Origin of the sequence: Pelagimonas sp. (assembly GCF_050633425.1) — a bacterium.
Taxonomy (GTDB): domain Bacteria; phylum Pseudomonadota; class Alphaproteobacteria; order Rhodobacterales; family Rhodobacteraceae; genus Pelagimonas.
Genome location: NZ_JBOEGM010000023.1, coordinates 1 through 20,664 on the forward strand (window position 1 = coordinate 1; position 20,664 = coordinate 20,664).

The following is a 20,664-nucleotide window of genomic DNA, read 5'->3' on the forward strand; positions in this document are numbered from 1 at the left end:
GCGGGCAAGCCCGCGCACTCTGGGTATGATGGTTCAGAGCCTAACGGCCCTGAACATTGCAGGGAAAAAGATGATGAAAGGTCGCGCGAAGCAAGCAAGGGCGAAATTCGATTAAAGCTGTCAGGACCGATCCTTTATGGTCTCGCATCGCCGGACATGCAGCTTTACATCGACGCAAGGACCAGTGGACGATCCCCCACCGAGCATGACGTTTCTGCCGCAGCCGTGCAGATGCTTCCCGAATTGGGTATCAATCAAACGGCATGGCGTGACGCTTGCGAAGTGATGGGCCACAATGACGCCCTTCTCGCCTTGATCATCACAGATGCAAACAGGTTTACACCGGAAATCCGTGTTCAGAACCCCGGCGGATACCTTCGTGGCATGACAAGTGCAGCACGCAACGGCACCCTGAATCTCGTCGGTAGCTTGAAAGCACTGGCCGAGCGGAAAGATCAGCAAAGCAGATGATTGTTTTGCTATCCAGCGTCAGATTTGAGCCATTCCCCGTGCTTGTGGATCGTCATTTGTTCGGTTGGAAACGGTTCAATCAACGAAAAGGCATCCTCGGGCGAGCCGTGGAGCCAAACATCGTGATTTTCAGGCGACAGGATCACAGGCATCCGGTCTGGATGCACCTCGCGCACCAGTTCATTGGGTTTTGTCGTAATGATCGAGGACGTCACCTGCGACCGTTCTTCTTGTCCGTATTCGCCTTTGAAAAACCGCCAAATACCCGCAAACACAAACGGCGGTCGCGCTTCGTCGCCTTTCAGCCCAAACCAAAAATACGTCGCCGGTTTTTTTCCTTTGGCCTCGCAAAAACTGGTTGCTGGGACGAGACAACGCCGCGTTTCAAAACTGGTTTTCCAAAATCTCGAAGTCAGCAGCTTATCGTCACGCGCATTGTTCACGGCCTTGGGCTGAATCGGATTTCCCGTCACCTTGGATTTTTGCGGCAGCACGAAACCCCAATGAGAATTTGCCAGCCGACGCGAACCCTCGCCATCGAGCGTGATGATCGGGGCGTTACCCTTTGGGAAAATCGCAGGCAGTGGTTGCGCATTTCCAAGCTGATCATTTGCAGGCTTAACGTTGAACAGACGCCGCATCGTCTCTTGAGGCAGGTTGTTGGAGTAGAGATTGCACATTTTTCAGGCCCCGGTTTTGACCTTCATAATGAAATTTTTGGGGCGTCGAACGCAAGCGTCCGACCAGCTCTAGGTTTCAGCCGGCACATGACGGCTTACACCCAGAACAGCCCTACCCTGCGCACGGTGCCGCGATAGTCATTCCGCGTCTCTTACAGAGCCGCGTCATTTTCTTCGCTTCATCCCCGCCCAGGGAAGGTCCGATCTGCCCAAAGGGTGACGATCTTCGCCCACGCGACCTGACGGCCGCTAGTGGGTGCTTTGCGATGCTGGCAGTAGATCAAGACAACGGGTGTGAAGGGAGGGAAACCGCGCCAACAATGCCCGCTCGGTCGGGGCATGTGCCAAACCAATGCAAGTCTCACCAGATTCAAGTTGCGACAGTGCATCGTCATCACGAATTATCACCGCAGCTGGCATCGAACGCCGCCAGTTTTCAAGGTCGGCAATTACGCCCCATACAAGCGTAGAACGCATAGACCGTTTCATGTGATCAATAGGTCTTCGGGCGTTTTTCCGTTCGCAAGATGTTCCTTAAACCACGCTGGCGGACGGCCAAAGCCGGACCATGCTTTCTCTGGCGACCGAGGATCTTGATACTTCGGCGGTTTGGGCGGTCGAGGTGCCGATTGCCGCTTTTTCCTTTTCACTGGCGCCGGTGCGTCAGCCAAAAGCTGTTGCAGCGTGAAGCCATGCTTTTTTGCAATGTCGCCCACTACGCGCTTTGCCTCGCGAAATTCCTGCTTCCTGCGGCGCACAATTTCACTCTCGATGTTCTTCAGGAGCGCCTTCAGCTCGCGCTTTGACTTTCCTTTCAAATCCACCAGTGCCATTTTCCCTGCCTTCCTTGCTAATTCCCAGCCGATCTTTGCCCTTATCGTCCAAAAGGGCCAGTTCATTGCAACTATAGATCACAAATTCTTGGTCCTTCGGCCAAGATAGTTTCAGCTTCGATACCCGGCGCACCACGCCAGCAGCTTTGAAAATTCGGGCAGCTACGTCAGGCAGTGTTTCGTTGCGCCGCAACCGAAACCACTCGGTTCCGCGACGATCACCGCGGCCAAACCATCGCGCCCGCAAATCGCGCAAAACCCGTTGTTCCGTGAAATATGCATTGGGCATCGACAAAGTGTAATAGACCTTCAATCGACCCCCCACTTTGCCTTTCAATTCGTTTCTGCGGCTTTTCGTCAGCCGTTTGGTAAACCCGACTTTGAACAAGTCCGGTTCATCCAAAGACTGCATAAGATATACAGTCCCCCATGCCGGTCGCCGCCGAAACCAAGCAATTCCCTTGCGCCGCCTGCGGCGTCTCATGCGAACCGCCGATCAAGCCAGCGGTTTATCAACTCTTTGATTTTCTCTGCGTCGTTGCTATCGGCAAACTGGCCGGAAAGACGATATGCGCCCTTGTGCAACCTGCCATCAACGAAAAGCGCGACACGGTGAACCGTGCGCCGTCTGTTGCGCGTGTCAGAAACCACAATAGCGTCTCTGACTTCCGACAATCCGAACCGACGAGTATCGGTCGTGAGGGCTCTTTTTTCCGAAATCTCGACGTTGTTCATAAAGCTATCGAAGGTCACATCGACCCCGCCGCCCCAGAACCAAGTTCTCGATGATAATTGCAGAACATCGGTCGTGTTCTTGATTATCTTCAAAGCATTATCCTCGGATCAATGACCACTCACCAATGCCAGCCCAAACAACGCCTAAAAGCACTCCGAGGCCGTAGAACCGGCGCGGATCGGTTTCAGCAAGGGCGTGAGCAGCAGCAAACATCGCGTCCCTGCCCCCCAAACGATCCAACCGTTCGCCAACTTGTCTGAGCATCGCAAGTCCAGGCGAAGACAAGTCAGCCTTGCGGGGGTCAAAGGCAGTAGGTCCATGCAGTTTTTCCGCATGATCGAAGGCAGCTTCAAACGCCAATATGGCGCTAAAGCCTTCACGGTATGTCTCTGTGTTTTTCATCTACTGCGTCTTCGTCCGCCAACCAAAGGCATAAAAGAGATACGCAAAATACAATGCTGCACCGACCATGAGCAGCCCAATGAAAATTGCGCCGCCGCCAACTGGATCGTAAGACGACATGAAGAACGAGCCAACGAACACGCTCCACAAAAACATGAAGAACGTCCCGCCGAGCATCATGCACCACTGGCGAAACGATAAAACCATCCCACGCGCTTTTTTCGTTGCGGGGGGCCAAAGCACAGCCATCCCAGCCCACTTAATGTCTTCCAACACCCTATTCTCCCAAATTTGTGGAGCGCGACGGACTGCAACTATACATTCCCGTTTCCGCACCATCAGCATTATACGCGATCATCGTGCCATCCAGCACGGTCGCGCCCTCAACAGGCACCAGCGCCCGCAATTCAACGGCAGCATCTACGCCCTGAAACGTGCGCAAAGCCGCATCCGCGCAGGCTTGCATGTCGTCAAATTCCGCCGTGATCACCTCTGATCCCGACTGAAAATTGAACAGCACCAATATCAATACAAATTTCATTTGCGTCCTCTCAAAGAAAAAGGACCGAAACCTTGCGGTCCCGGCCCTTTCGGTAAATCCAACCGGAGTTTTTTTCACCTTCCACGCACCGTCGCATCCCTGCTAGGTCCGCAGTTTCCGACAATATTACAAGATTGTGTCTAATACAATAATATTATGTACCTGATCCGTACACAGACAGCGTGTTGTCCGCCGGTCTACGCGTAAAATCGTTTCATTCATCTTCCCCTAAAAATCCTCGGGGGAGCGCCCTGCAGGGCGCGGGGGCAGACAGCCCCTATTCTCTCAGTTTTGAGGGAATGCGTCAGGACACATACGGCGCATCGCCGCGATCCCACCCGCAACCACGGGGCTGTCAATTTGCTCAACACCATCAAGTGTTTCATCCATTGCTGACATGGCCTCCACCATATCTGCGTTTGCCTGTCCTCCGATCGACGTCAGAAGACCCAACTTATCAATGGATAATTGCACCATCGCTTCACTGTTGGCTAAATTCGTCTGCGCCAAATTGATCATGGCAGCGACGGCCAGCTCGCAGTCGTCAGATGCTGCGTCTTGCGCTACAGCGCCATTAGACGAGGATCCGATGAGTGCAACCAAAACTAAAGTGTGCAGGCGCATGTGCCTGCGTGAATTTTTCAACATGAATATACCTCCAAAGTTGTGTGCAGCATATTCATCTTTTGCTCTACTTCCAGCGAGATAGATCGGCATTCACGTCCGGCGTGAACCGCCCAGGGCGGATCGAAACATCATCGCTATGCTTCTGCGACGGGCCGGTGGCCCTGAGTCTTTGTTGGTCGTTTGGGGTTCGGGCAAGCCGAACGCCGCTGCACGACGATCAGGGGACCGCCGGTCCCCCAATGCAACCCCGAAATACTGCGCCCAAAGGGGTGTCCCCATCATCGGTCACGGCTGCGCCGCGCTGCGTTGACGGGTGATCCCCCTCCCCTTTGGGCTGGATTTCAGCATTGCATCGGTTCCCCCCCGGCTCTCGGCGAGGGCCAAGGTTTCAGGAGAGGCACCGCTACGCGGACCTTCCAGAACCCTTGTCCGATTTTGCGAAACACCAGAACGGACCACACCACAAAGGAACACGATATGAGCAACGCGCTTTCAATTCCCGAAGAAGATTTTGAGGCTGCGGAACGGGCCAAGCTGATCGCAGATCACAATGACCGTTTTCGCAATACATGGGGGGCGGATTTTACCATCCCCGGCCAGATCGTCATGACGCAAGCCGTGGCAGCATTAAGCCCCGCTTGGATGGCGCGACTGATGCAGGCAATTCAGAAGTTTTCTGACTTTACCGAAGATAACGACCCTTATGGGGATCACAGCTTTGGTGCGGTGGAAATCACTGTAGGCGACGAGACAAAGACCATTTGGTTCAAGATCGACCTCTACGATTGGGACCTTGAATACGGAGCCGAAGACCCAACCGACTTGGAGCAAACCAAGCGGGTCATGACGGTCCTTTTCCCCTCTGACTACTGAAAATCGAGAGCGCCCGACGAAGGGCGTTCCACCCAAACCCATCACCATATCAAGGATAGAAAAATGACTGACCAAACAACAATCCCGCAGATCACCGAAACCGTAGCGTTTGCCGATCTTTATGTTTCCCCTTTGAACCCGCGCACAGTGGTTTCCGAAGATGAAATCGCATCGCTGGCTGAGAACATCAAAATCGCTGGCCTGATCCACAACCTTGCAGGGTTCCGCCATGATGGGACCAAGGGTGTTGGTGTTGTCGCTGGTGGGCGTCGTTACCGCGCCCTCGCGCTTTTGCAGGACGATCCGCGCTTTCAGAACGTGCAGGTTCAGATTGCGCCCGATGAAGACACCGCGAAACTCTGGGCGACAAGTGAGAATGCGCAGCGCCAAGACCTTCACCCCGCCGATGAAATCCGTGACTACGGCGCATTGGAGAAGACAGGTTTGAGCGCAGGACAGATCGCCGTGGCCTATGGCGTGACCGAAAAGAAGGTCTATCGCCGTTTGGCAATGGCTGGTCTGCACACGGCTGTTTTGGATGCGTTGAAGGCCAGTGAAATCAGCATGTCCCAAGCCAAGGCGTTCACAATCAGCAATGACGAAAAGCTGACCCTTGAAGTGTTGGAGCGCGTGAAGGCGAACGGCACGAAGGGTTGGGGCGCAATGTCCGATTATCAGATCAAGGAAGGTTTGAAGCCCGATCACGTCAAAGGCAGTGACCGCCGCGCCGCCTTTGTTGGTGTTGAAGACTACAAGGCCGCAGGGGGCCGTGTTGGTGGCGACCTGTTTGAAGACGAAACGATCTTTGATGATCCAGCGATTTTGCAGGAGTGCTTTGAGGCGAAACTTGCCAGCACTGCCGCGCAGATCGCAACGGACAATGGCTGGACTTGGGGCGAGGGTATCACGGACGATTATGTCTATAGCGATACGATCAGCCGCATGAAGATGGCGCGGGTCTACAAGGTCGAAGGCGTGTTGACCGAGGAAGAAAGCGACCGCTACGACGAGTTGGGCGATCTGGTCAATGGTGATGCTTGCGATGAAGCTGGCACGGCTGAATTTCTGGAATTGCAGGCAAAGGCTGATGGTGGCTTTACGGCAGAGCAGCAGGCCCATGCAGGCGTTGTGATCTACGTTGATCACAGTGGAGACATTGAGGTGATCGAAGGGCTTGTGCGCCAAGAGGATCAAGAGGCAGCTATCGCAGCGGGCGTCTTGAAGAAATCGGCGCACAAAGAGACCCCGAAGAAATCACCCATTTCAGCGAAGTTGCAGGAAGACCTTGACCGGATCGTCATTGGCGCACGTCAGAATGCGCTACTGGACGACCCAACCCTTGCCCTTGATCTACTGGCTTTCCAGTTGACCCAATCGAAGGGTTGGCAGCGTATCCATGCCTATGATGTGTCTTTGCCCCATCTGGCGAACGTGCCGGAGTGCGAGACAGGTTACACGCAGGACAAGCGCCTGACGTTGCCTGACCCCGTAGAGAGCAAAGGCAGCAAGGCCGAGGACTTCACCGCATTCCGCAAGCGCGGCCATAAGAAGTGCATGGATATGCTTGTGCGAACTCTGATCGGTCAGCTTTCAATCTCACACGCTGATCTTGGCGAGTTGATTGACGAGAAGACAAAGAAGGTCACGCGGGATCACTTCACCCCGACAGCCGAGAATTTCTTTAGCCGTGTTGGTGGCCCCTACATGATTGCCTTGTGGAACGAATTGCTGGACCTGTCCGACAGCCATGATGCTGCCAAGACGTTTGCGGCACTGAAAAAGGGCGAGAAGGCCGCAAAGCTGGAAAAGCTGTTTGGTGACGAAGCCACACGCAAGGCCCTTGGCGTCACCGAGACGCAAGAAGCCCGCATCGCAGCATGGTTGCCCGAAGGCATGGTTTGAAGCATGGAGTGGGGCGCATAAGCGCCCTGCCCCCCCTGAGAAACCAAGACACTCGTTAAGTCACGGCTCTCTTGTGTATCTGCAATATGGCAATGTAGTGACAATATTGTAATATTGTTTTGTTGCGATTACACAGAAGATGATCCCAGCCGTTTGGGAAAAGGACATAGCAATGCAATCGAAAAGAGACTTCATCAAAACAGCCGTGATGGCGTCCATGATGCTTTCGGCACCGGCTATTTGTAATGCTCAAGATACCCCGTGGGCAGAAATTGGTTATGATCGCATCTTGGTTGCGAACACCAATGGGGACAGGCTTGCCGTGCGGTTCCGCAACGGCCAGCGATATGACAATAGCAACCTTCAACGGCTGAATTGGTTGTGGCGGGACTGGCGGGCGGGCGGTGCGCAACGTCAGATTGACCCACTGTTGTTTGGTGATCTTGCGTTGATCCAAACGCGTATGTCGCTCGATTTTGCAGAACCCAAATTGATACTGATTAACTCAGGGTTCCGCACGGCCAGCCGTAACGCAACCATCGAAGGCGCAGCCCGCAATTCGCAGCACGTCCGAGGCCGAGCGTGTGACTTCAACATGGTTGGCGTTAGCCCTGCCCTTGTTGTTGGCTACGCCGAATCCTACGGGGTTCATGGCCTTGGCCGCTACGCCGATTTTACCCACATTGATGTTGGTCCAGAGGGGCGGCGTTGGAGTGGATGATAGAGTTTCCTTGTGGTGAGGATGTACCTGGCCCCGCTCGCAGTAACCATATTGCGGTGGGGCCTTTTTTTCCACGGACGAGTGAAGTGATAGCATTTTATAACTTGCCATCATTCCCCAGATTTGATAGCATTCATTGAAATGATAGCAAGGAGCGAACGCATGGGAAATATGTCAATTAGAAATCTGCCAGATGAAATTCATGACGCGCTGAAACTTCGGGCGGCAAAGAACAACCGAAGTGCAGAAGCCGAGGTGAGAGCGTTGTTGGTTGAAACTTTTGTATCGGAAAAGCAAGGGGGGTTTGGGACGCGCCTGCGGGCTTGCTTTGAAGGGATTGAGGGTGACGAATTGGATGTTGCCAGAGACAAAACCCCAGCACAGCCATTGGAGCTAGGATGATTATTCTCGATACCAACGTCATTTCCGAGCTACAGAAACCTGCGCCGAATCCGAATGTCGTGAACTGGTTGGATCAACAAGAACCGACGAACCTGTATTTAACGTCAATCACGGCTGCGGAGCTTATGTTCGGTGCACATTGTTTGCCCGATGGAAAGCGGGCCGCTGAGTTGCAAGATGCCGTAGCCCACATCATTGAGGATCAATTCAGAGGACGAATTTTGCCTTTCGATGCAACCGCCGCCCACTATTTCGGAATGCGAATGGCTCTTGTTCGTGGCGAAGGTATCTCTGTTGGGTTTGCGGACGGCCAAATTGCATCAATTGCGGTCGCAAACAACATGGCCCCTGTCGCGTCACGGGACATTGCCCCCTTTGAGGCGTTTCGGCTGGATGTGATCAACCCTTGGAAAGAAACAGATGACTAAACGCCCCGAGTATGACCGCTTCATGAAGATCATCAATAACAATGGTGGCTTGCCTATCGACAACGACGACCTCGCAGCCGAAGCCATCAAAGAGGCTGTGCTGGACATGGGGTTTGACCCTATCTGGGCGACCAAAATCCTTTTGACGGCGCTCGATAAAGTTAATGCTGAATTTGATCGACCCGATCACAAAGCGGTCGATTTGTTCACTCAGCACATGGCATCCCGACCAGATACAGGGCCAACCTCATCGAAATTAGAGCCTTGCGATGGATAATCCTACGTCGATCTATGGACGGTTCCTGTTGTGGGTCTGCGTTCAAGGCTACGGGGGTCGCATTTTGCCTGTATGGTTCCGGCGCTTGTTTCCACGATCACAGGTTCATCGCGCATGGCTTTATGGCCGTGACGGTAATTTCTGGGAGCGTGGTGTCCGATACGGGCCAGCCAACCCTTACCACGCATACCGCGCCGAAATTGATGAAGAATTGGACGAGTTTATGGCCGCAGAGTTGCAAGCCATTGAAGCAGATATGAACAGGAGTGCATCATGAAAATGTCAGGCGGTAAGGCCATCGTCGCGACGGTCGTTGTTACCGCCGTGGCTGGCATCTTGGGTTATATCTGCGCGACCGCCTATTTCACCTTCCGCGACTACGGTTTCACCGCTGCCGTGGATTGGTCTTGGCTGGCCCGCAGCTATTTTCCGCTTCGAACTGTCCGGCCCGACGATTTTTGGCTGGCGACCAGTATCATCGGCGGTTTCTGTCTGGTTGGGCTGATCGGGGCCGCTCTGTTGATTTATCAATGCCGCGCTCGGTACGAATGATGCTGCCTATCTTGGAAGAAATGCAGATACGCATGGCAGAAGTCATTTTCCGCCCCTTGCGTGTCTTGAAGTCTTGTTGGTCCGAGGGCCGAACAACCTGCAACCGCTATTCGCTTGCAGGCTGGACCGTGTTTCTACCGGCCCTTGGATTTGGCGCAATGCTCGCGAAGGGCCTTTCATCCGAGGCATTCCGCTTTGACCGAGAGCCAACGCTAATTTCAAACATCGGACTGATCTTTGTGGCGGTCTGGCTGGCCTTCACGATGTATACAGGGTTCATGGCTGTTGCGACCGGCCTTATCGGGACTGTGCGTCGGTCAAAGTGATTTTCTGCCCGTTCCCCCAGGGCGATGCCCTGCGAACACGGGCCTGCGCTATTCGCGCAGAAACGCTAAAGCGTCAGCCACACCAGCTTTGACGGCGACCACCATCATAAACTCGCGCCAACCCTTCGCGGATCAAAATGTCCGCTATATTTTCTCCCCCGACATAGAGCCGCGCTAACCCCCGATCGAAGCGGTCACGCCCCGGCAATCTGATCACTTCCACCACACGTCCGGACGTCATCAACGCCCGCAGTCGAGCGGTTGCTGCCTGTCCTAGCGCCAGCTCGAAGTCGCAGTGCGGTTCAAAGGTCTCTGGCGTGTCCAAACCGACCAGCCGCCAGCTATCGCCATCCATGCGGATTGTGTCGCCATCAACGACATACACCGCCGCCGGATCGACTGTTTCAGCGTTCACCTGCCCCGTAATCAGCGCCAATGCCAAACCAGCCTGCAATGCCCGGTAAGAGAGTGGGGGTCTTTTGTCCCACATCGAGGCGCAGACCCGCAGAGCTTTTTCTCTGAGGCGCGTTCCGCTTCTGTTGCCTGTGTAAGCCATGGTCATTCCATTATGCCAAGCGCGGTCTTTCCCGCTGCCAAATCATGCCACAAACATGGACCAATCGGGATGGACTTTCACCCTGTTTCTGCCCCCGCCGAAGATCCCCATCACGTTCCGCGTTTGCCCGTTCCGCTGCTGTCTTTGCTGTATTCGGTGTTGATCACTGTTGCACAGTCACCAACATCCTTGGTCTTACCCGGCCCTTCTAAAAACTGAGCGCGACGGTTCTCAAGTGTCCCCTTGGACGTGTTTCTCAAACGGAACTTCACTTAGTTTTCTCTTAGCGACCGGCTCCGGCTACGCCTTTGCCTTCAAACAAAAAAACGGTTTCCATCCGAATTAGAATATTTTACAATATTATAATATCGTTCGGACCCTCCGTTTTTTGGTTTGATCGCATCGAATACACGCTTGACCGTTTTTTATCGAAACACTCTCACCAAGGAGACACCACAATGAGAACCTTTGCAGAATTTCAGATCATGGGCCGCGTAGGTAAGACCAAAGACGTTGGCAACACCCTCCGGGTCACAGTTGCCGCCGAATACGGACGCAAAGACAACAACGGCGACTTTCAGGCAAACGCCTACTGGAACGAAGTGACGATCTTCAACGAGAACGTCATCACGTGGGTGAAAGAGAACACCCAACCCGGTGATCTGGTCCATGTTCGCGGCACGCTCCGCCAGACACAATGGGAAAACAGCTCCGGTGGCACCGAATACGGCATGACCCTTGCGGCTGACGACTTCGACAACATGAGCCAGGACGAACGCCGCCGCGCAGCGAAAAAGCAAGAGGGCTAACACCCTCGGTGGGCCTAACGGCCCACCACTCCCCCAACGGGCTTGTCAGTCGGCTGGACGTTTTCGGTCGCAGATAACGAGAATAAGGATTGGACGTTTCCGGTCGGCCCTCTCACCAAAGGTTCCTTCCCGGTGACAAAAACCCAAGGGGTTTTTCCAACCGGATAGCCGGGAAGGTCATCACAGAGGACAAGCCGATGGACTACAAAGACACGCCTGATCCACGTCACGACCTGCCATCGAGGCGGCTCACAGAGACCCGCAAAATCACGACACCAGACGGTCACAACATTCACCTGTCGGTCGGATATGATCCAAAGGAAAATGGGCGACCCCGCGAGGTCTTCTACTCCGCGGGCTTCAAGTCAGGATCGCAGCTTGAATTTCAGGTTCAAGACGCCTGCGTGATGTTCTCGCTTCTTTTGCAACACGGCGTGCGGCCAGAAGACGTTGCAAAATCGCTCTCACGATCCGAGCAGCCAGACGGTTCTATGACATATGCCAGCATTGTTGGCTTGATCGTGTCTGAATTGGCCCAAACTGAAACCGTTGCCCCAAACGACTGACCATTGTATGACTTATCTACCCTCGGTGGTCTTAACCGCCGTGTCTGGTTTCAAATCCAAAGCGCTGCTTAAATTCAAGGACCAACCATGCCCGAAATCTCGATTCCCGACTATCCGTTCAAACTGCCAAACGAGGCGTCCACTCTTATCTCGCGGTTCGGATTTTCCCAAAAAGAAGCCTCCGTCTTCTATGGCGTCCGCCTCGATACAATCAAAAAATGGATCAGCGGGAAGATGGCAATGCCCGATGATCTTGTTCTCGAAAGCTACAACAAGCTGGCTCGATTGCAGGACTTCGCGGCACTTGTTGCTTCGGCTTACAATGATCTCGCCGTCGCAGATGACGGCGAACACATGGCCCAACAATACATCAGCCTGCCTACCGTCACGCAGATGCGGCGCGGCTTCATGCCGGTCTCAAAGGGCTTCTACGAAAGCCTTTTCGCCGACATAGCCGCCCACGCTTATAGTTCAGGTCCCGATGACTTCTGCTATGTTGTCCCAGAAGCACCAGACGAAGAGATTGGCACAACGAATTTCTGGGTTCGTCTTTGGGTCGAACAGGATATGCAGATGGAGCTTTGCATCGAGCGCGAGGACAGCGTTGCACGCTTTGATGTTGATTTTTACAGCTTTCTAAAGACTGAATTATCCAGTTGGAAAAATGTTCAAACCACATTTTCTGGCGGCAGCGACTTCCACCCTCACCCCGACGAAGTTTGTCTCGATATTCCTTATTCGCCAGATTGGTACGGCGAAGCCCATGACCTCACCGATGAAGAAGTTGCGTTAGCTGGGACTTCGGTTCGGATCGCCATTTCCATCGCGGGTAGCGACACATTTGATGATATTGCTGGCGACGAACAGCGATTTATCCTGTTGGTCGAAGACGATGAAATTCGTCCGATGATGGAAGCACATGAAGGACCAGAGGACGCCGATCTGTGCGCAACAAATGAAAATTTGGCATTGATCCTGCGTGAAGTTTTCGGGTCGCGTAAAGCGTTGCTATCAAAAGCTGCATACCAGTAGGCGTTAGGCTCATGCCCCGCCCCCAAGGGCGGGCCACCGCGCCCTAGTTTCAGCCGGCAGGCGGCTTCCACCAGAACACCACGCCCCGATACGAGCTGATGAAATAGGATGGGGCCCGTCTCTTGCAGAGCCAGGCGCCACCTTTCCATCATGCCCGCCCTGGGCCGCGATGATCTGCCCTTCGGGTGACGGTCGTTCGCTTCGCCTTGTGCATCGGATCTCGCTCGATCCGGTTTTTCTAGTCGTTTGGGGTTCGGACAAGCCGTACGCCACTGCACGACGATCAGGGGACCGCCGGTCCCCCAATGCAACCCCGAAATACTGCACCCAAAGGGGTGTCCCCATCATCGGTCACGGCTGCGCCGCGCTGCGTTAACGGGTGATCCCCCTCCCCTTTGGGCTGGATTTCAGCATTGCATCGGTTCCCCCCCTGCTCTCGGCGAGGGCCAAGGTTTCAGGAGAGGCACCGCTACGCGGACCTTCCAGAACCCTTGTCCAATTTTGGGAAACACCAGAATGGACCACACCACAAAGGAACACGATATGATGAAGGTTTTTGAAAATCCGGCGCACCTACGCGCGGCGATTAATGATGTGCGAAATGGCACGGATACAGCGAAGCAGTTTGATCGCTGGGCTTACGTTGGGGCTGACGGAAATATCTACACACACCCAACGGAACAAGGCGCGATGCGCCTAGCTGGAACGCATGGCATTGGTATTTTCACACTGCGGGCTGACTACGACACGGCAACTTACGAATTTTCATCTTCTGATCAAACCATGTTGCGCATGTTCGGCAAAGACCACCACGAAGCGGCAAAAATCAAGCCTGAAATGACCCTGATTGATCCCGAGGGCAACACCATCGCCACAATGGACGCATGGGCGTCCGACTGGACGGAGGCGGGTCAATGAGAGAGGAAATCACGATCACCGCTCAAATGGTCTATGACTGTCCCGCAGAGGACAGTCGCCAAGATCAAGGCCAAGCCATCCATAATGATTTGCTGCGCCTTTTGGATGCCGACAGCACCACAGGCGTCGCATGTTGCGGCGTCACCATTCAACATCTATCGCCAGAGGCTTTGACATACGGCAACGCCGAAGCCCGCCAGTTGGCGGAACGTCAGAGCGACCGGATTTTCTCTGCCCTTGCAGAACTATACGGCGTGGATAGCGTCCCTGACCTGCTCACTTATGCCCTATGTGACCTGCGCCACCTTGCAGATCAAAGCACGCTTGCATTCGACAGGCACGACAAGAACGCCTTTCAATATTACCGCGCGGAAAAAGACGAAGAGGACAAGGAGTCCATGCGATGAAACCGAGCATTTTCAAGATCACGGGCGGGCATCTAACCGCCCGCGACAAACGCAATATCCTAGATTGCATCGAATACCTGCGCGGACAGGATCACCATAACGCATGGCTTGGCTACAAAGGATCACCAAAGCGGTATTGCGTCACCGCCGATGCAGACCTGCCGAACATCTACGGCGTTCGGATCAGCGAAAACTACACAACCGATTGGGGCGCAAAACGGCAACGTGAGTGGAAATTCACGGTTGAGGCAAAGGGCATCGACCCTTTGCAGCCCGTACCACCAAAAGCCGACCCCCAAGCCGATCTATTTGAAGGAATGAGCGCATGAACATGCAAGCCCCCGAAATCATGGCCGACGATAGCGAGCAGGCATCGAGCCTGCCCGCGATCACTTCGCAAATCGAAGATATTGTTGCTGCCCGCGATGCAGCACTTGCCAAGATCACCGACGCCGCCGCCACCCTTGAAGCAGCCTATGCGCTCACCGACGAGGCCAACGCCTTTGCCCGCAAAGCCCAATGCGGCCGGAAATATTGGGGCATCGACCGGACCCACAACAAACACTATGAACACCTTTCGCAGCAGGGCTTTGACGCCGCGCAGTCGGTTGAAACCTACCGCCGCCAGCTTGACGCATCCGTCTGGTCTTACCTGTTGGAAGAAACAGGCATCCGTGACCTGATGGACGCCACAGGATCACGCGAGTTCGACCAAGGCTTGCGCGAGGAAGTCCCGCCCGTCACCGTGCAGGACGTTCGCGCCACCTTTGAAACGTGGATGTGCAATGCCGATCTGACCTTTGCACGGGGGCTGGCCGTCGCATTTGCGCGGCTTGATAGTCGCTTCAAATCGCATGACGCTTTCAAACTCGGTTCACGCATGATCGTTGATCGTGCGTTTTCCGAATATTCGGGCAGCTTCAACCGAACATGGGCCGAAGAAACCATCATCGACGTGGAGCGTGTCTTTGCGAAGCTGGACGACCAGAAGCCAGCCGGTCGCGGCTTGATCCAAGAGATCGACGCCGACCGGCGCGGTTACGGGCCGCAACAGTCTTTGACCGAAAGCCGGTTTTTCCGCATCCGGGGCTTTATGAATGGCAACGCCCACCTTTGGTTCACCCGCGATGATCTGGTCACAAAGGCCAATCAGGTTTTGGCCGACTACTACGGCGAAGTGATCCCCGACGCCGCCCCCAAGGACGAGGACAGCGCCGCCTTTACCAAGCGCACAAACCTACCGTCCAAAGACCTGCAATTCTACCACACGCCCGCCGAGGCAGCGGCTTTGGTTGTAGATCACCTTCGCTATGAAGACGGCCAACATATCCTTGAGCCAAGCGCAGGAACAGGGCACCTTGTCAGGCCGCTTCTGGCGAAGGGCCACAAGGTTACGGCCATCGAGATACACGCGGACAGGGTGCGCCAGTTGCGGGCGCATGAAGGCCCAAATTGCAGCGTGATACACGGCAATTTCTTGAACCAGCCAGCGAACCCGATCTATGACGCGGTGATCCAGAATCCGCCCTTCTTTCGGACGCATTGGATGGACCACTTGCGCCATGCCTATGACTTCCTGAAATACGGGGGCCAGCTTATCGCCATCGTTCCGGCATCCGCCGAAGTCGGCCAAAGCAAAGCCCACATTCAGTTCCGCCGATGGGCCGAGAAAGCCAACGGCGGGCGAAGCTGGGGCATGTTCACCGACCTACCCGCCGAGAGTTTTGCCGAGGCTGGCACCAACATCAACACCGTGACTTTCAAGATCACAAAGCAAAACTGATATTGGATCAGCGCCCGTTGCACACATCACAGATTGCGGCATCGGGCGTCACCACCCCTTCGCTGACGCGGAAGGGGTTGTTGCAGTGCAGGCAGGTTGCATAATTTGCGCCGTCTTCAAGGTCACGATTCTGCTTATCTTTTTGGTCACGATCATCGCGCTTAGACATTTGGTTTAATCCTCTATTCTTCTCATTCATCTTCCCTAAAATATCCTCGGGGGGAGCGCCACCGGCGCGGGGGCCGACAGCCCCCTTTCACTGCTAGGACACGCTATGCCGACTGATCAGAATGAAATCGACGCAACGCAATCTGCGTGGCTCAGGGACGCGAAAGTGGCGTTGTTGAACCGCGATCCTGTTGACGCCGCCAACGATGCAGATGCCTTGGCGAAATTTGCTCAAAAGCGCCTTGAGGCCCTTTTGAACGACACGCCCTAGCGGGCGCGTCAGCACGGTCAGCGGGACCGTGGAAACGGTAAACCCTGCCTTGCAACAGGGTTTGCCATGCAGCCGCTATCGCGGCCAGTGCATCATTGTGAATTTGACCTGAAGAACCGTTGACGAGCTGAAGGCGGATCGAGCGCAGACCCCGTGTCTTCGGAAGCAGCGATCCTAGAACCGAAGTTTCCGAAAATATAGCAATCTCCGTGAAAAACGACCGGGAACCCTACACGGCGCGTGGGCCAGTCAACACCAAGCCCTTCGGGGCGCGTGCCGCGCGTGTGGACAGGCCCCCTTTAACGCCGTGTCTGGCGTCCCTGTTTATTCACTAAGGAGATTACCATGAAATATTTACGCAAAAAATCTAATCGGTTACGTCGCATCGCAGCCCGCCGCTTGAAGACACTCAGAAAGCAACTGCGCAAGATCGACTTGAGCCTCAGCATCGAAATCAACCTGATCCTTCTCAAGATCGAGTTCACAATCAAGCGCCGCGAAAAATAGCGCGGCTGCATGGCAAAGCCCCTCGCGGGGCTTTTGCCTTTGTCATCGCACAATCGGCAAATCTGACAGACGCGTCGTGTAGCGCGGGCTGCGATGTTCCGCCCGAAGCTGCCAAGGCCGGTTCACGCCCTCACTTGCAAGCACCATCGTCTTTTTCCCGAACCTATCATTAATCAGATCGAGCGCCCGCATCGCTTCACCGCTTTTGCTGCGGGGCGCATCAAAAAGCGTTCGCGGTCGGTCCTCGATAGGCAGAAGATCATCGAGCATAACGCCAGCTTTCGTGAAGCCGAATTTTGCCGCCTGTCCTTTCGGCCAGGCGGCGTCTGCACATCGCCGCGCCGCCCGCACCAGCTCAAATGTATCGCAGGACATTGGCATGATCCGCGTGGACCTACTGCCCGCATATTGCGGACGGTCCTTGCGATGCCGGTTGGTGTGGAAAAACACCGTCAGCGTTCCCGCGACAAGCCCGTGTTGGCGCAATTTTTCCGCTGCACGGGTCACATGCGTAGACACGGCTTGAAAAACCGTGTCGAAATCCGTCATGGGCTGACCCGCCGAGCGGGTGACAGCCATGCCTTTGCGCTGCGGTTCAACATCATCGAAAGCCAAACATGGTTCACCTTGTAATTCCAGAACCGTGCGTTCGAGTACGACCGTTCCGACCGCCCGGGCCTGCCTTAACGGCATGGCCCGAAGGTCTGACGCTGTTTGGATACCAAGCTGACGCAGTTTCGCGTCAGTCTTGCGCCCAATGCCCCAAATGCCCCCAACTGGCACCATTGGCAGGAGCCAATCGGCCAGTGTGTCGTCCATCATATCCAGCACCCCGCCGAATATCGGGTTCTTCTTAGCTATGTCGTTTGCGCACTTCGCCAGCGTCTTCGTCGGCGCGATCCCGACGCGCACCGGCACGCCGATCCGCCTCAGGACCTCGCGCCTCATCGCGCGGGCATGTTCTGCCCGATCCTTGAACCCGCCAAAGTCCAAGAAACATTCATCTATCGAGTAAATTTCCACATTGGGCGTGAAGTCTTCGTAAACCTCGACCACGCGACGGCTTATGTCGCCGTAGAGCGTGTAATTCGAGCTAAAGACCTTCACCCCATGCGCTTTGATCTTATCGCGCAGCAGGTGCAGCGGTTAGCCCATCTTGATTCCGAGCGCCTTGGCTTCATCGGATCGAGCTACCGCGCACCCATCATTGTTCGACAAGACGATCACCGGCACGTTTTTCAGGGCGGGGTCGAAGATCCGTTCAGCAGAGACGTAGAAATTGGCGCTATCGGAAATCGCGATAGGCCGCTTCATTCCAGATCATACCGCCGCACGACGCCTGCGATCACACCCCAAATTTCACTGTCCTCGGTCAGTTCAATTTCTGGGAAGGTCTCGCGGCCATTGGCCGGGGCCAGAAAATACCGCCCATCCCGCTTGCGCAGGATTTTGGCGGTCACTGCCCCTTCCACAACGGCCAGAACCGCACGGCCAATCCTTCGCTTGCCCGCACGATCAACAGCGATCAGATCACCGTCACGGATTCCGGCGTCCCAAAGGCAGTCGCCTTCGACACGCCACCAGAATGTCGATGAAGGACGACGAACGACCCATGAAATCGGGTCTATTTCGTCTTCAAGATCATCAGCAGCGGGGGACGGAAAACCCGCGCTGGCAGGCGTTGTCACCAACCGAAGGGGCATACCATTGGCAACCACAGGTGTTTCCACCGGAAAAACAGGCATCCAAATCCCTCCTATGTTCTTGGATTGTTCTTTTCCTCTTTCTGCCAAGTCGCCCCATTCTGTCAAGGTTTGACCAAACTGGAATTGCGATCCGGCTGTGAAACTTTTCCTATTCATCTTCCCCTAAAAATCCTCGGGGGAGCGCCCTGCAGGGCGCGGGGGCAGACAGCCCCTTTGCTGCTTGTCGTTTCGACGGAGCTTGGTACAATAACATATCATTGTCTGCTACACTGGATTGTTCTTTGTCGGAAACACTTGCCCCGATCCCAAACGTGATCACTGAGGTGGCTTTGCGCCACCGGCTTGAAACAGGGTCAAAATTGCTAATCCGTTGCACCCAAACGCCAACGCGAAAAGCGTCAACGTGGCACGGTGTTTGGACCATGGAGGCCCATCATCCTGACGGGTCTAAGCAGATGCTTGTCACGGCGCGTTCTCGACTTGCTGGTCAAATTTGCGTTCGTGAGTTCAAGACTGTGACCGGGATCGTGTCGTTCCTAACAGACGGCGGCTTCACCGAAGTTTCCTTCCCCGTGATTGAGGGACATTCCGTGACACTTTCGCTGAATACCGAAATCTAAGCACACAGAGCAGGACGTTTGGTGGCCCATGTCCCGCCCGTTGGGCGGTCCACTGCGCCCTAGTTCCAGCCGCAAGCGGCTTCCACCTGAACACCGCGCCCCGATACGAGCTGATCCAATAGTCGTCGGGCCGTCTCTCTGAGCCGCCCCGCTTCCTTTGTCTCATGCTCGCCCTGGGCCGCGCCGATCAGCCTGCCGGTGACGGTCGTTCGCTTCGCCTTGGGCGGGCAGCGCGTTACCCACAATCCCGACACTTCGATGTGTGATGTCTTCGTTTGCGGGAGTGCGACGGTTTGGGATTCAGGCGGTCAAGCCGCCTTCACCCGCACTGGATAACCCCCTGCCCTACGGACCGTTGGTCCTGACTTTTCATTGGCCCCTTGGGGTTCGGACAAGCCGAACGCCACTGTGGGGCGTTAGCGGTAGGGATACCGCCGCCTCCAAGTCGAATAGCCGGGGGCCGTGTCCTCGCTGCGCTGCGGGCCGCACCACCCCCCGTCGATTAGGCTTGGAGCCTCCTAATCCTTCCTTTCATCGCATTCAGGTTTTCAGGAGCAGGCGCATTCGCGCTGTCCATAAAACCCGAACCATTGGGCGCACAGACCCAAGCGACACCACAAAGGATGATAGGTTATGCCAAAAGTAGATATTCACCAGCACGTCACAGATACAATCGTCGCGCAAATCGAAGCAGGCACACCACCTTGGCGCAAGCCGTGGACAGGTGGCGCAGGATCAGCCGCTTTGCCATTGCGTCACAACGGAGAGGCATATCGCGGGATCAACATTTTGATGTTGTGGGCGACCGCATCCGAGCGCGGTTATTCGTCCGAGCGGTGGATGACCTTTCGTCAGGCGCAGGAATTGGGCGGCATGGTCAAGAAGGGATCGAAGGCGGCACGTTCTGTTTTCTATGGCACATTCGAAAAGGATGCAGAGGGTAACGACGCACCAGACGGGGAAGGCAAAACCCGCGTCCCCTTTGCTAAGTGCAACAACGTATTCAACGCCGACGAAATCGAAGGTTTGCCCGCTGAATACTACGTCCTGCCTGATCCTGCCCGCGATCTTGGAACCGAGCCAGATGCCGACCTAGAGGCATTCTTTGCTAACACAGGCGCGAAGATCATCACAACCGACGAACCCCGCGCCTATTACCGCCCGTCCGAGGATCACGTTCACATGCCGCCAATCGCTACGTTTTTCAGCGCAGCCAAGTATTATGGGGTTCTAGGTCACGAAATCACGCATTGGAGCGGCGGCGAGAAGCGGCTGGACCGGATCAAGAAATTTAATGACCGCACAGCCTACGCATTCGAAGAACTTGTTGCCGAAATCGGCGCTTGCATCCTTGCCGTGAAACTTGGGATTGAGCCAGATTTTGACCAGAGCGCCGCATACGTCGAATCTTGGTTGAAAGCCTTGAAGGACGATAAGAACCTGATTTTCAAAGCCGCATCAGAGGCACAAAAAGCAGTGGACTACATCACAGCACAGGTTGAGCAATCCACGACGCAGGAGGCCGCGTAGCCACATAGCTATATCGGCCA

The 20,664-nt window shown here is 55.0% G+C and carries 34 protein-coding genes and 1 pseudogene; 21 read left to right on the forward strand and 14 right to left on the reverse strand.

Annotated features, from left to right (window positions below; translation table 11 throughout):
- Window positions 1–471: replication initiation protein RepC (repC, locus tag ACRBB0_RS19575; protein ID WP_431376153.1), on the forward strand; the 471-nt coding region annotated here is incomplete at its 5' end.
- 8 nt (window positions 472–479) lie between these two features.
- Here repC and ACRBB0_RS19580 read toward each other — a convergent pair.
- From ACRBB0_RS19580 to ACRBB0_RS19615, 8 genes are all read right to left on the reverse strand, one after another.
- Window positions 480–1,151: an SOS response-associated peptidase gene (locus ACRBB0_RS19580; protein ID WP_431376154.1), complete on the reverse strand. Its 672-nt coding sequence runs from the start codon at window positions 1,149–1,151 to the stop codon at window positions 480–482.
- Window positions 1,152–1,636: 485 nt separating this feature from the next.
- Complete coding sequence (locus ACRBB0_RS19585; RefSeq protein ID WP_431376155.1) at window positions 1,637–1,984, reverse strand: H-NS family nucleoid-associated regulatory protein; 348 nt, start codon at window positions 1,982–1,984, stop codon at window positions 1,637–1,639.
- On the reverse strand, window positions 1,914–2,468 hold the full coding sequence (locus ACRBB0_RS19590; RefSeq protein WP_431376156.1) for a GIY-YIG nuclease family protein: 555 nt from the start codon (window positions 2,466–2,468) through the stop codon (window positions 1,914–1,916). The genes ACRBB0_RS19585 and ACRBB0_RS19590 overlap by 71 nt, the downstream gene beginning before the upstream one ends.
- The gene (locus tag ACRBB0_RS19595) at window positions 2,465–2,812 is read right to left on the reverse strand and encodes a hypothetical protein (protein WP_431376157.1); all 348 of its coding nucleotides are present in this window, start codon (window positions 2,810–2,812) and stop codon (window positions 2,465–2,467) included. Before ACRBB0_RS19595 ends, ACRBB0_RS19590 begins: the two co-directional genes overlap by 4 nt.
- Before the next feature lie 4 nt (window positions 2,813–2,816).
- A complete protein-coding gene (locus ACRBB0_RS19600) occupies window positions 2,817–3,122 on the reverse strand; it encodes a hypothetical protein (RefSeq protein WP_431376158.1) in 306 nt (101 codons plus the stop codon).
- A complete protein-coding gene (locus ACRBB0_RS19605) occupies window positions 3,123–3,371 on the reverse strand; it encodes a hypothetical protein (RefSeq protein ID WP_431376159.1) in 249 nt (82 codons plus the stop codon).
- Between the two features lie 28 nt (window positions 3,372–3,399).
- Window positions 3,400–3,663, reverse strand: coding sequence for a hypothetical protein (locus tag ACRBB0_RS19610; protein WP_431376160.1), 264 nt, complete (start codon window positions 3,661–3,663; stop codon window positions 3,400–3,402).
- A gap of 285 nt (window positions 3,664–3,948) precedes the next feature.
- Window positions 3,949–4,311 carry a hypothetical protein gene (locus ACRBB0_RS19615; protein ID WP_431376161.1) on the reverse strand — a complete coding sequence of 121 codons (363 nt, stop codon included), beginning with the start codon at window positions 4,309–4,311 and terminating at the stop codon, window positions 3,949–3,951.
- Between the two features lie 456 nt (window positions 4,312–4,767).
- Here ACRBB0_RS19615 and ACRBB0_RS19620 point away from each other — a divergent pair, with 456 nt between their 5' ends.
- The 9 genes from ACRBB0_RS19620 to ACRBB0_RS19660 all read left to right on the forward strand — a co-directional run bounded on the left by ACRBB0_RS19620 (window position 4,768) and on the right by ACRBB0_RS19660 (window position 9,771).
- Window positions 4,768–5,163, forward strand: coding sequence for a DUF3768 domain-containing protein (locus ACRBB0_RS19620; protein ID WP_431376162.1), 396 nt, complete (start codon window positions 4,768–4,770; stop codon window positions 5,161–5,163).
- 63 nt (window positions 5,164–5,226) lie between these two features.
- Complete coding sequence (locus tag ACRBB0_RS19625; protein WP_431376163.1) at window positions 5,227–7,065, forward strand: ParB/RepB/Spo0J family partition protein; 1,839 nt, start codon at window positions 5,227–5,229, stop codon at window positions 7,063–7,065.
- 172 nt (window positions 7,066–7,237) lie between these two features.
- Window positions 7,238–7,786, forward strand: coding sequence for a YcbK family protein (locus tag ACRBB0_RS19630; RefSeq protein ID WP_431376164.1), 549 nt, complete (start codon window positions 7,238–7,240; stop codon window positions 7,784–7,786).
- A 162-nt stretch (window positions 7,787–7,948) separates the two neighbouring features.
- Window positions 7,949–8,188, forward strand: coding sequence for a FitA-like ribbon-helix-helix domain-containing protein (locus tag ACRBB0_RS19635; protein ID WP_431376165.1), 240 nt, complete (start codon window positions 7,949–7,951; stop codon window positions 8,186–8,188).
- Window positions 8,185–8,616, forward strand: a complete 432-nt coding sequence (locus tag ACRBB0_RS19640) for a type II toxin-antitoxin system VapC family toxin (RefSeq protein ID WP_431376166.1) — start codon at window positions 8,185–8,187, stop codon at window positions 8,614–8,616. The genes ACRBB0_RS19635 and ACRBB0_RS19640 overlap by 4 nt, the downstream gene beginning before the upstream one ends.
- On the forward strand, window positions 8,609–8,893 hold the full coding sequence (locus ACRBB0_RS19645; RefSeq protein WP_431376167.1) for a hypothetical protein: 285 nt from the start codon (window positions 8,609–8,611) through the stop codon (window positions 8,891–8,893). The genes ACRBB0_RS19640 and ACRBB0_RS19645 overlap by 8 nt, the downstream gene beginning before the upstream one ends.
- Complete coding sequence (locus tag ACRBB0_RS19650; RefSeq protein WP_431376168.1) at window positions 8,886–9,170, forward strand: hypothetical protein; 285 nt, start codon at window positions 8,886–8,888, stop codon at window positions 9,168–9,170. The genes ACRBB0_RS19645 and ACRBB0_RS19650 overlap by 8 nt, the downstream gene beginning before the upstream one ends.
- Complete coding sequence (locus ACRBB0_RS19655) at window positions 9,167–9,445, forward strand: hypothetical protein (RefSeq protein WP_431376169.1); 279 nt, start codon at window positions 9,167–9,169, stop codon at window positions 9,443–9,445. Before ACRBB0_RS19650 ends, ACRBB0_RS19655 begins: the two co-directional genes overlap by 4 nt.
- A gap of 32 nt (window positions 9,446–9,477) precedes the next feature.
- Window positions 9,478–9,771, forward strand: coding sequence for a hypothetical protein (locus ACRBB0_RS19660; RefSeq protein ID WP_431376170.1), 294 nt, complete (start codon window positions 9,478–9,480; stop codon window positions 9,769–9,771).
- Between the two features lie 73 nt (window positions 9,772–9,844).
- Here ACRBB0_RS19660 and ACRBB0_RS19665 read toward each other — a convergent pair whose 3' ends face one another.
- Both ACRBB0_RS19665 and ACRBB0_RS19670 read right to left on the reverse strand, forming a co-directional pair.
- On the reverse strand, window positions 9,845–10,327 hold the full coding sequence (locus tag ACRBB0_RS19665; RefSeq protein ID WP_431376171.1) for a thermonuclease family protein: 483 nt from the start codon (window positions 10,325–10,327) through the stop codon (window positions 9,845–9,847).
- Between the two features lie 110 nt (window positions 10,328–10,437).
- A complete protein-coding gene (locus tag ACRBB0_RS19670; RefSeq protein ID WP_431376172.1) occupies window positions 10,438–10,599 on the reverse strand; it encodes a hypothetical protein in 162 nt (53 codons plus the stop codon).
- A gap of 186 nt (window positions 10,600–10,785) precedes the next feature.
- Between ACRBB0_RS19670 and ACRBB0_RS19675 the strand changes: the two genes are divergently transcribed.
- The 7 genes from ACRBB0_RS19675 to ACRBB0_RS19705 all read left to right on the forward strand — a co-directional run bounded on the left by ACRBB0_RS19675 (window position 10,786) and on the right by ACRBB0_RS19705 (window position 15,842).
- Entirely contained in the window at window positions 10,786–11,136 is a 351-nt protein-coding gene (locus ACRBB0_RS19675) for a single-stranded DNA-binding protein (RefSeq protein WP_431376173.1), read from the forward strand.
- 197 nt (window positions 11,137–11,333) lie between these two features.
- A complete protein-coding gene (locus tag ACRBB0_RS19680; RefSeq protein ID WP_431376174.1) occupies window positions 11,334–11,702 on the forward strand; it encodes a hypothetical protein in 369 nt (122 codons plus the stop codon).
- Window positions 11,703–11,789: 87 nt separating this feature from the next.
- Complete coding sequence (locus ACRBB0_RS19685; protein ID WP_431376175.1) at window positions 11,790–12,734, forward strand: hypothetical protein; 945 nt, start codon at window positions 11,790–11,792, stop codon at window positions 12,732–12,734.
- Window positions 12,735–13,250: 516 nt separating this feature from the next.
- On the forward strand, window positions 13,251–13,652 hold the full coding sequence (locus ACRBB0_RS19690; protein WP_431376176.1) for a hypothetical protein: 402 nt from the start codon (window positions 13,251–13,253) through the stop codon (window positions 13,650–13,652).
- Entirely contained in the window at window positions 13,649–14,059 is a 411-nt protein-coding gene (locus ACRBB0_RS19695; protein WP_431376177.1) for a hypothetical protein, read from the forward strand. Before ACRBB0_RS19690 ends, ACRBB0_RS19695 begins: the two co-directional genes overlap by 4 nt.
- Window positions 14,056–14,388: a hypothetical protein gene (locus ACRBB0_RS19700; RefSeq protein ID WP_431376178.1), complete on the forward strand. Its 333-nt coding sequence runs from the start codon at window positions 14,056–14,058 to the stop codon at window positions 14,386–14,388. The genes ACRBB0_RS19695 and ACRBB0_RS19700 overlap by 4 nt, the downstream gene beginning before the upstream one ends.
- On the forward strand, window positions 14,385–15,842 hold the full coding sequence (locus ACRBB0_RS19705) for a DUF4942 domain-containing protein (protein WP_431376179.1): 1,458 nt from the start codon (window positions 14,385–14,387) through the stop codon (window positions 15,840–15,842). Before ACRBB0_RS19700 ends, ACRBB0_RS19705 begins: the two co-directional genes overlap by 4 nt.
- A gap of 7 nt (window positions 15,843–15,849) precedes the next feature.
- Here the strand turns inward: ACRBB0_RS19705 and ACRBB0_RS19710 are convergent, their stop codons facing one another.
- The gene (locus ACRBB0_RS19710; RefSeq protein WP_431376180.1) at window positions 15,850–16,041 is read right to left on the reverse strand and encodes a hypothetical protein; all 192 of its coding nucleotides are present in this window, start codon (window positions 16,039–16,041) and stop codon (window positions 15,850–15,852) included.
- Between the two features lie 75 nt (window positions 16,042–16,116).
- Between ACRBB0_RS19710 and ACRBB0_RS19715 the strand changes: the two genes are divergently transcribed.
- Window positions 16,117–16,281 carry a hypothetical protein gene (locus ACRBB0_RS19715; protein WP_431376181.1) on the forward strand — a complete coding sequence of 55 codons (165 nt, stop codon included), beginning with the start codon at window positions 16,117–16,119 and terminating at the stop codon, window positions 16,279–16,281.
- A 345-nt stretch (window positions 16,282–16,626) separates the two neighbouring features.
- Window positions 16,627–16,788 carry a hypothetical protein gene (locus ACRBB0_RS19720; protein ID WP_341369167.1) on the forward strand — a complete coding sequence of 54 codons (162 nt, stop codon included), beginning with the start codon at window positions 16,627–16,629 and terminating at the stop codon, window positions 16,786–16,788.
- Between the two features lie 42 nt (window positions 16,789–16,830).
- Here the strand turns inward: ACRBB0_RS19720 and ACRBB0_RS19725 are convergent, their stop codons facing one another.
- From ACRBB0_RS19725 to ACRBB0_RS19735, 3 genes and pseudogenes are all read right to left on the reverse strand, one after another.
- Entirely contained in the window at window positions 16,831–17,610 is a 780-nt protein-coding gene (locus ACRBB0_RS19725) for a DUF4113 domain-containing protein (RefSeq protein WP_431376230.1), read from the reverse strand.
- A gap of 51 nt (window positions 17,611–17,661) precedes the next feature.
- Window positions 17,662–18,102, reverse strand: a pseudogene (locus ACRBB0_RS19730) (Y-family DNA polymerase); the annotation flags it as partial.
- Window positions 18,099–18,533, reverse strand: coding sequence for a LexA family protein (locus tag ACRBB0_RS19735; RefSeq protein ID WP_341369165.1), 435 nt, complete (start codon window positions 18,531–18,533; stop codon window positions 18,099–18,101). The pseudogene ACRBB0_RS19730 and the gene ACRBB0_RS19735, both read right to left, overlap by 4 nt.
- Window positions 18,534–18,775: 242 nt before the next feature.
- Here ACRBB0_RS19735 and ACRBB0_RS19740 point away from each other — a divergent pair, with 242 nt between their 5' ends.
- Both ACRBB0_RS19740 and ACRBB0_RS19745 read left to right on the forward strand, forming a co-directional pair.
- Window positions 18,776–19,114, forward strand: a complete 339-nt coding sequence (locus tag ACRBB0_RS19740) for a hypothetical protein (RefSeq protein WP_431376182.1) — start codon at window positions 18,776–18,778, stop codon at window positions 19,112–19,114.
- A gap of 633 nt (window positions 19,115–19,747) precedes the next feature.
- Window positions 19,748–20,644, forward strand: coding sequence for an ArdC family protein (locus ACRBB0_RS19745; RefSeq protein ID WP_431376183.1), 897 nt, complete (start codon window positions 19,748–19,750; stop codon window positions 20,642–20,644).
- The last annotated feature ends 20 nt before the right edge of the window (window positions 20,645–20,664 follow it).

Coding starts and splice junctions, on each gene's coding strand:
- ACRBB0_RS19580 (WP_431376154.1), bottom strand. CDS start 1,151: ATGTGCAATCTCTACTCCAACAACCTGCCTCAAGAGACGATGCGGCGT.
- ACRBB0_RS19585 (WP_431376155.1), bottom strand. CDS start 1,984: ATGGCACTGGTGGATTTGAAAGGAAAGTCAAAGCGCGAGCTGAAGGCG.
- ACRBB0_RS19590 (WP_431376156.1), bottom strand. CDS start 2,468: ATGAGACGCCGCAGGCGGCGCAAGGGAATTGCTTGGTTTCGGCGGCGA.
- ACRBB0_RS19600 (WP_431376158.1), bottom strand. CDS start 3,122: ATGAAAAACACAGAGACATACCGTGAAGGCTTTAGCGCCATATTGGCG.
- ACRBB0_RS19605 (WP_431376159.1), bottom strand. CDS start 3,371: ATGGCTGTGCTTTGGCCCCCCGCAACGAAAAAAGCGCGTGGGATGGTT.
- ACRBB0_RS19610 (WP_431376160.1), bottom strand. CDS start 3,663: ATGAAATTTGTATTGATATTGGTGCTGTTCAATTTTCAGTCGGGATCA.
- ACRBB0_RS19615 (WP_431376161.1), bottom strand. CDS start 4,311: ATGTTGAAAAATTCACGCAGGCACATGCGCCTGCACACTTTAGTTTTG.
- ACRBB0_RS19620 (WP_431376162.1), top strand. CDS start 4,768: ATGAGCAACGCGCTTTCAATTCCCGAAGAAGATTTTGAGGCTGCGGAA.
- ACRBB0_RS19625 (WP_431376163.1), top strand. CDS start 5,227: ATGACTGACCAAACAACAATCCCGCAGATCACCGAAACCGTAGCGTTT.
- ACRBB0_RS19630 (WP_431376164.1), top strand. CDS start 7,238: ATGCAATCGAAAAGAGACTTCATCAAAACAGCCGTGATGGCGTCCATG.
- ACRBB0_RS19635 (WP_431376165.1), top strand. CDS start 7,949: ATGGGAAATATGTCAATTAGAAATCTGCCAGATGAAATTCATGACGCG.
- ACRBB0_RS19640 (WP_431376166.1), top strand. CDS start 8,185: ATGATTATTCTCGATACCAACGTCATTTCCGAGCTACAGAAACCTGCG.
- ACRBB0_RS19645 (WP_431376167.1), top strand. CDS start 8,609: ATGACTAAACGCCCCGAGTATGACCGCTTCATGAAGATCATCAATAAC.
- ACRBB0_RS19650 (WP_431376168.1), top strand. CDS start 8,886: ATGGATAATCCTACGTCGATCTATGGACGGTTCCTGTTGTGGGTCTGC.
- ACRBB0_RS19655 (WP_431376169.1), top strand. CDS start 9,167: ATGAAAATGTCAGGCGGTAAGGCCATCGTCGCGACGGTCGTTGTTACC.
- ACRBB0_RS19660 (WP_431376170.1), top strand. CDS start 9,478: ATGGCAGAAGTCATTTTCCGCCCCTTGCGTGTCTTGAAGTCTTGTTGG.
- ACRBB0_RS19665 (WP_431376171.1), bottom strand. CDS start 10,327: ATGGCTTACACAGGCAACAGAAGCGGAACGCGCCTCAGAGAAAAAGCT.
- ACRBB0_RS19675 (WP_431376173.1), top strand. CDS start 10,786: ATGAGAACCTTTGCAGAATTTCAGATCATGGGCCGCGTAGGTAAGACC.
- ACRBB0_RS19680 (WP_431376174.1), top strand. CDS start 11,334: ATGGACTACAAAGACACGCCTGATCCACGTCACGACCTGCCATCGAGG.
- ACRBB0_RS19685 (WP_431376175.1), top strand. CDS start 11,790: ATGCCCGAAATCTCGATTCCCGACTATCCGTTCAAACTGCCAAACGAG.
- ACRBB0_RS19690 (WP_431376176.1), top strand. CDS start 13,251: ATGGACCACACCACAAAGGAACACGATATGATGAAGGTTTTTGAAAAT.
- ACRBB0_RS19695 (WP_431376177.1), top strand. CDS start 13,649: ATGAGAGAGGAAATCACGATCACCGCTCAAATGGTCTATGACTGTCCC.
- ACRBB0_RS19700 (WP_431376178.1), top strand. CDS start 14,056: ATGAAACCGAGCATTTTCAAGATCACGGGCGGGCATCTAACCGCCCGC.
- ACRBB0_RS19705 (WP_431376179.1), top strand. CDS start 14,385: ATGAACATGCAAGCCCCCGAAATCATGGCCGACGATAGCGAGCAGGCA.
- ACRBB0_RS19710 (WP_431376180.1), bottom strand. CDS start 16,041: ATGAATGAGAAGAATAGAGGATTAAACCAAATGTCTAAGCGCGATGAT.
- ACRBB0_RS19715 (WP_431376181.1), top strand. CDS start 16,117: ATGCCGACTGATCAGAATGAAATCGACGCAACGCAATCTGCGTGGCTC.
- ACRBB0_RS19720 (WP_341369167.1), top strand. CDS start 16,627: ATGAAATATTTACGCAAAAAATCTAATCGGTTACGTCGCATCGCAGCC.
- ACRBB0_RS19725 (WP_431376230.1), bottom strand. CDS start 17,610: ATGATGGACGACACACTGGCCGATTGGCTCCTGCCAATGGTGCCAGTT.
- ACRBB0_RS19735 (WP_341369165.1), bottom strand. CDS start 18,533: ATGCCTGTTTTTCCGGTGGAAACACCTGTGGTTGCCAATGGTATGCCC.
- ACRBB0_RS19745 (WP_431376183.1), top strand. CDS start 19,748: ATGCCAAAAGTAGATATTCACCAGCACGTCACAGATACAATCGTCGCG.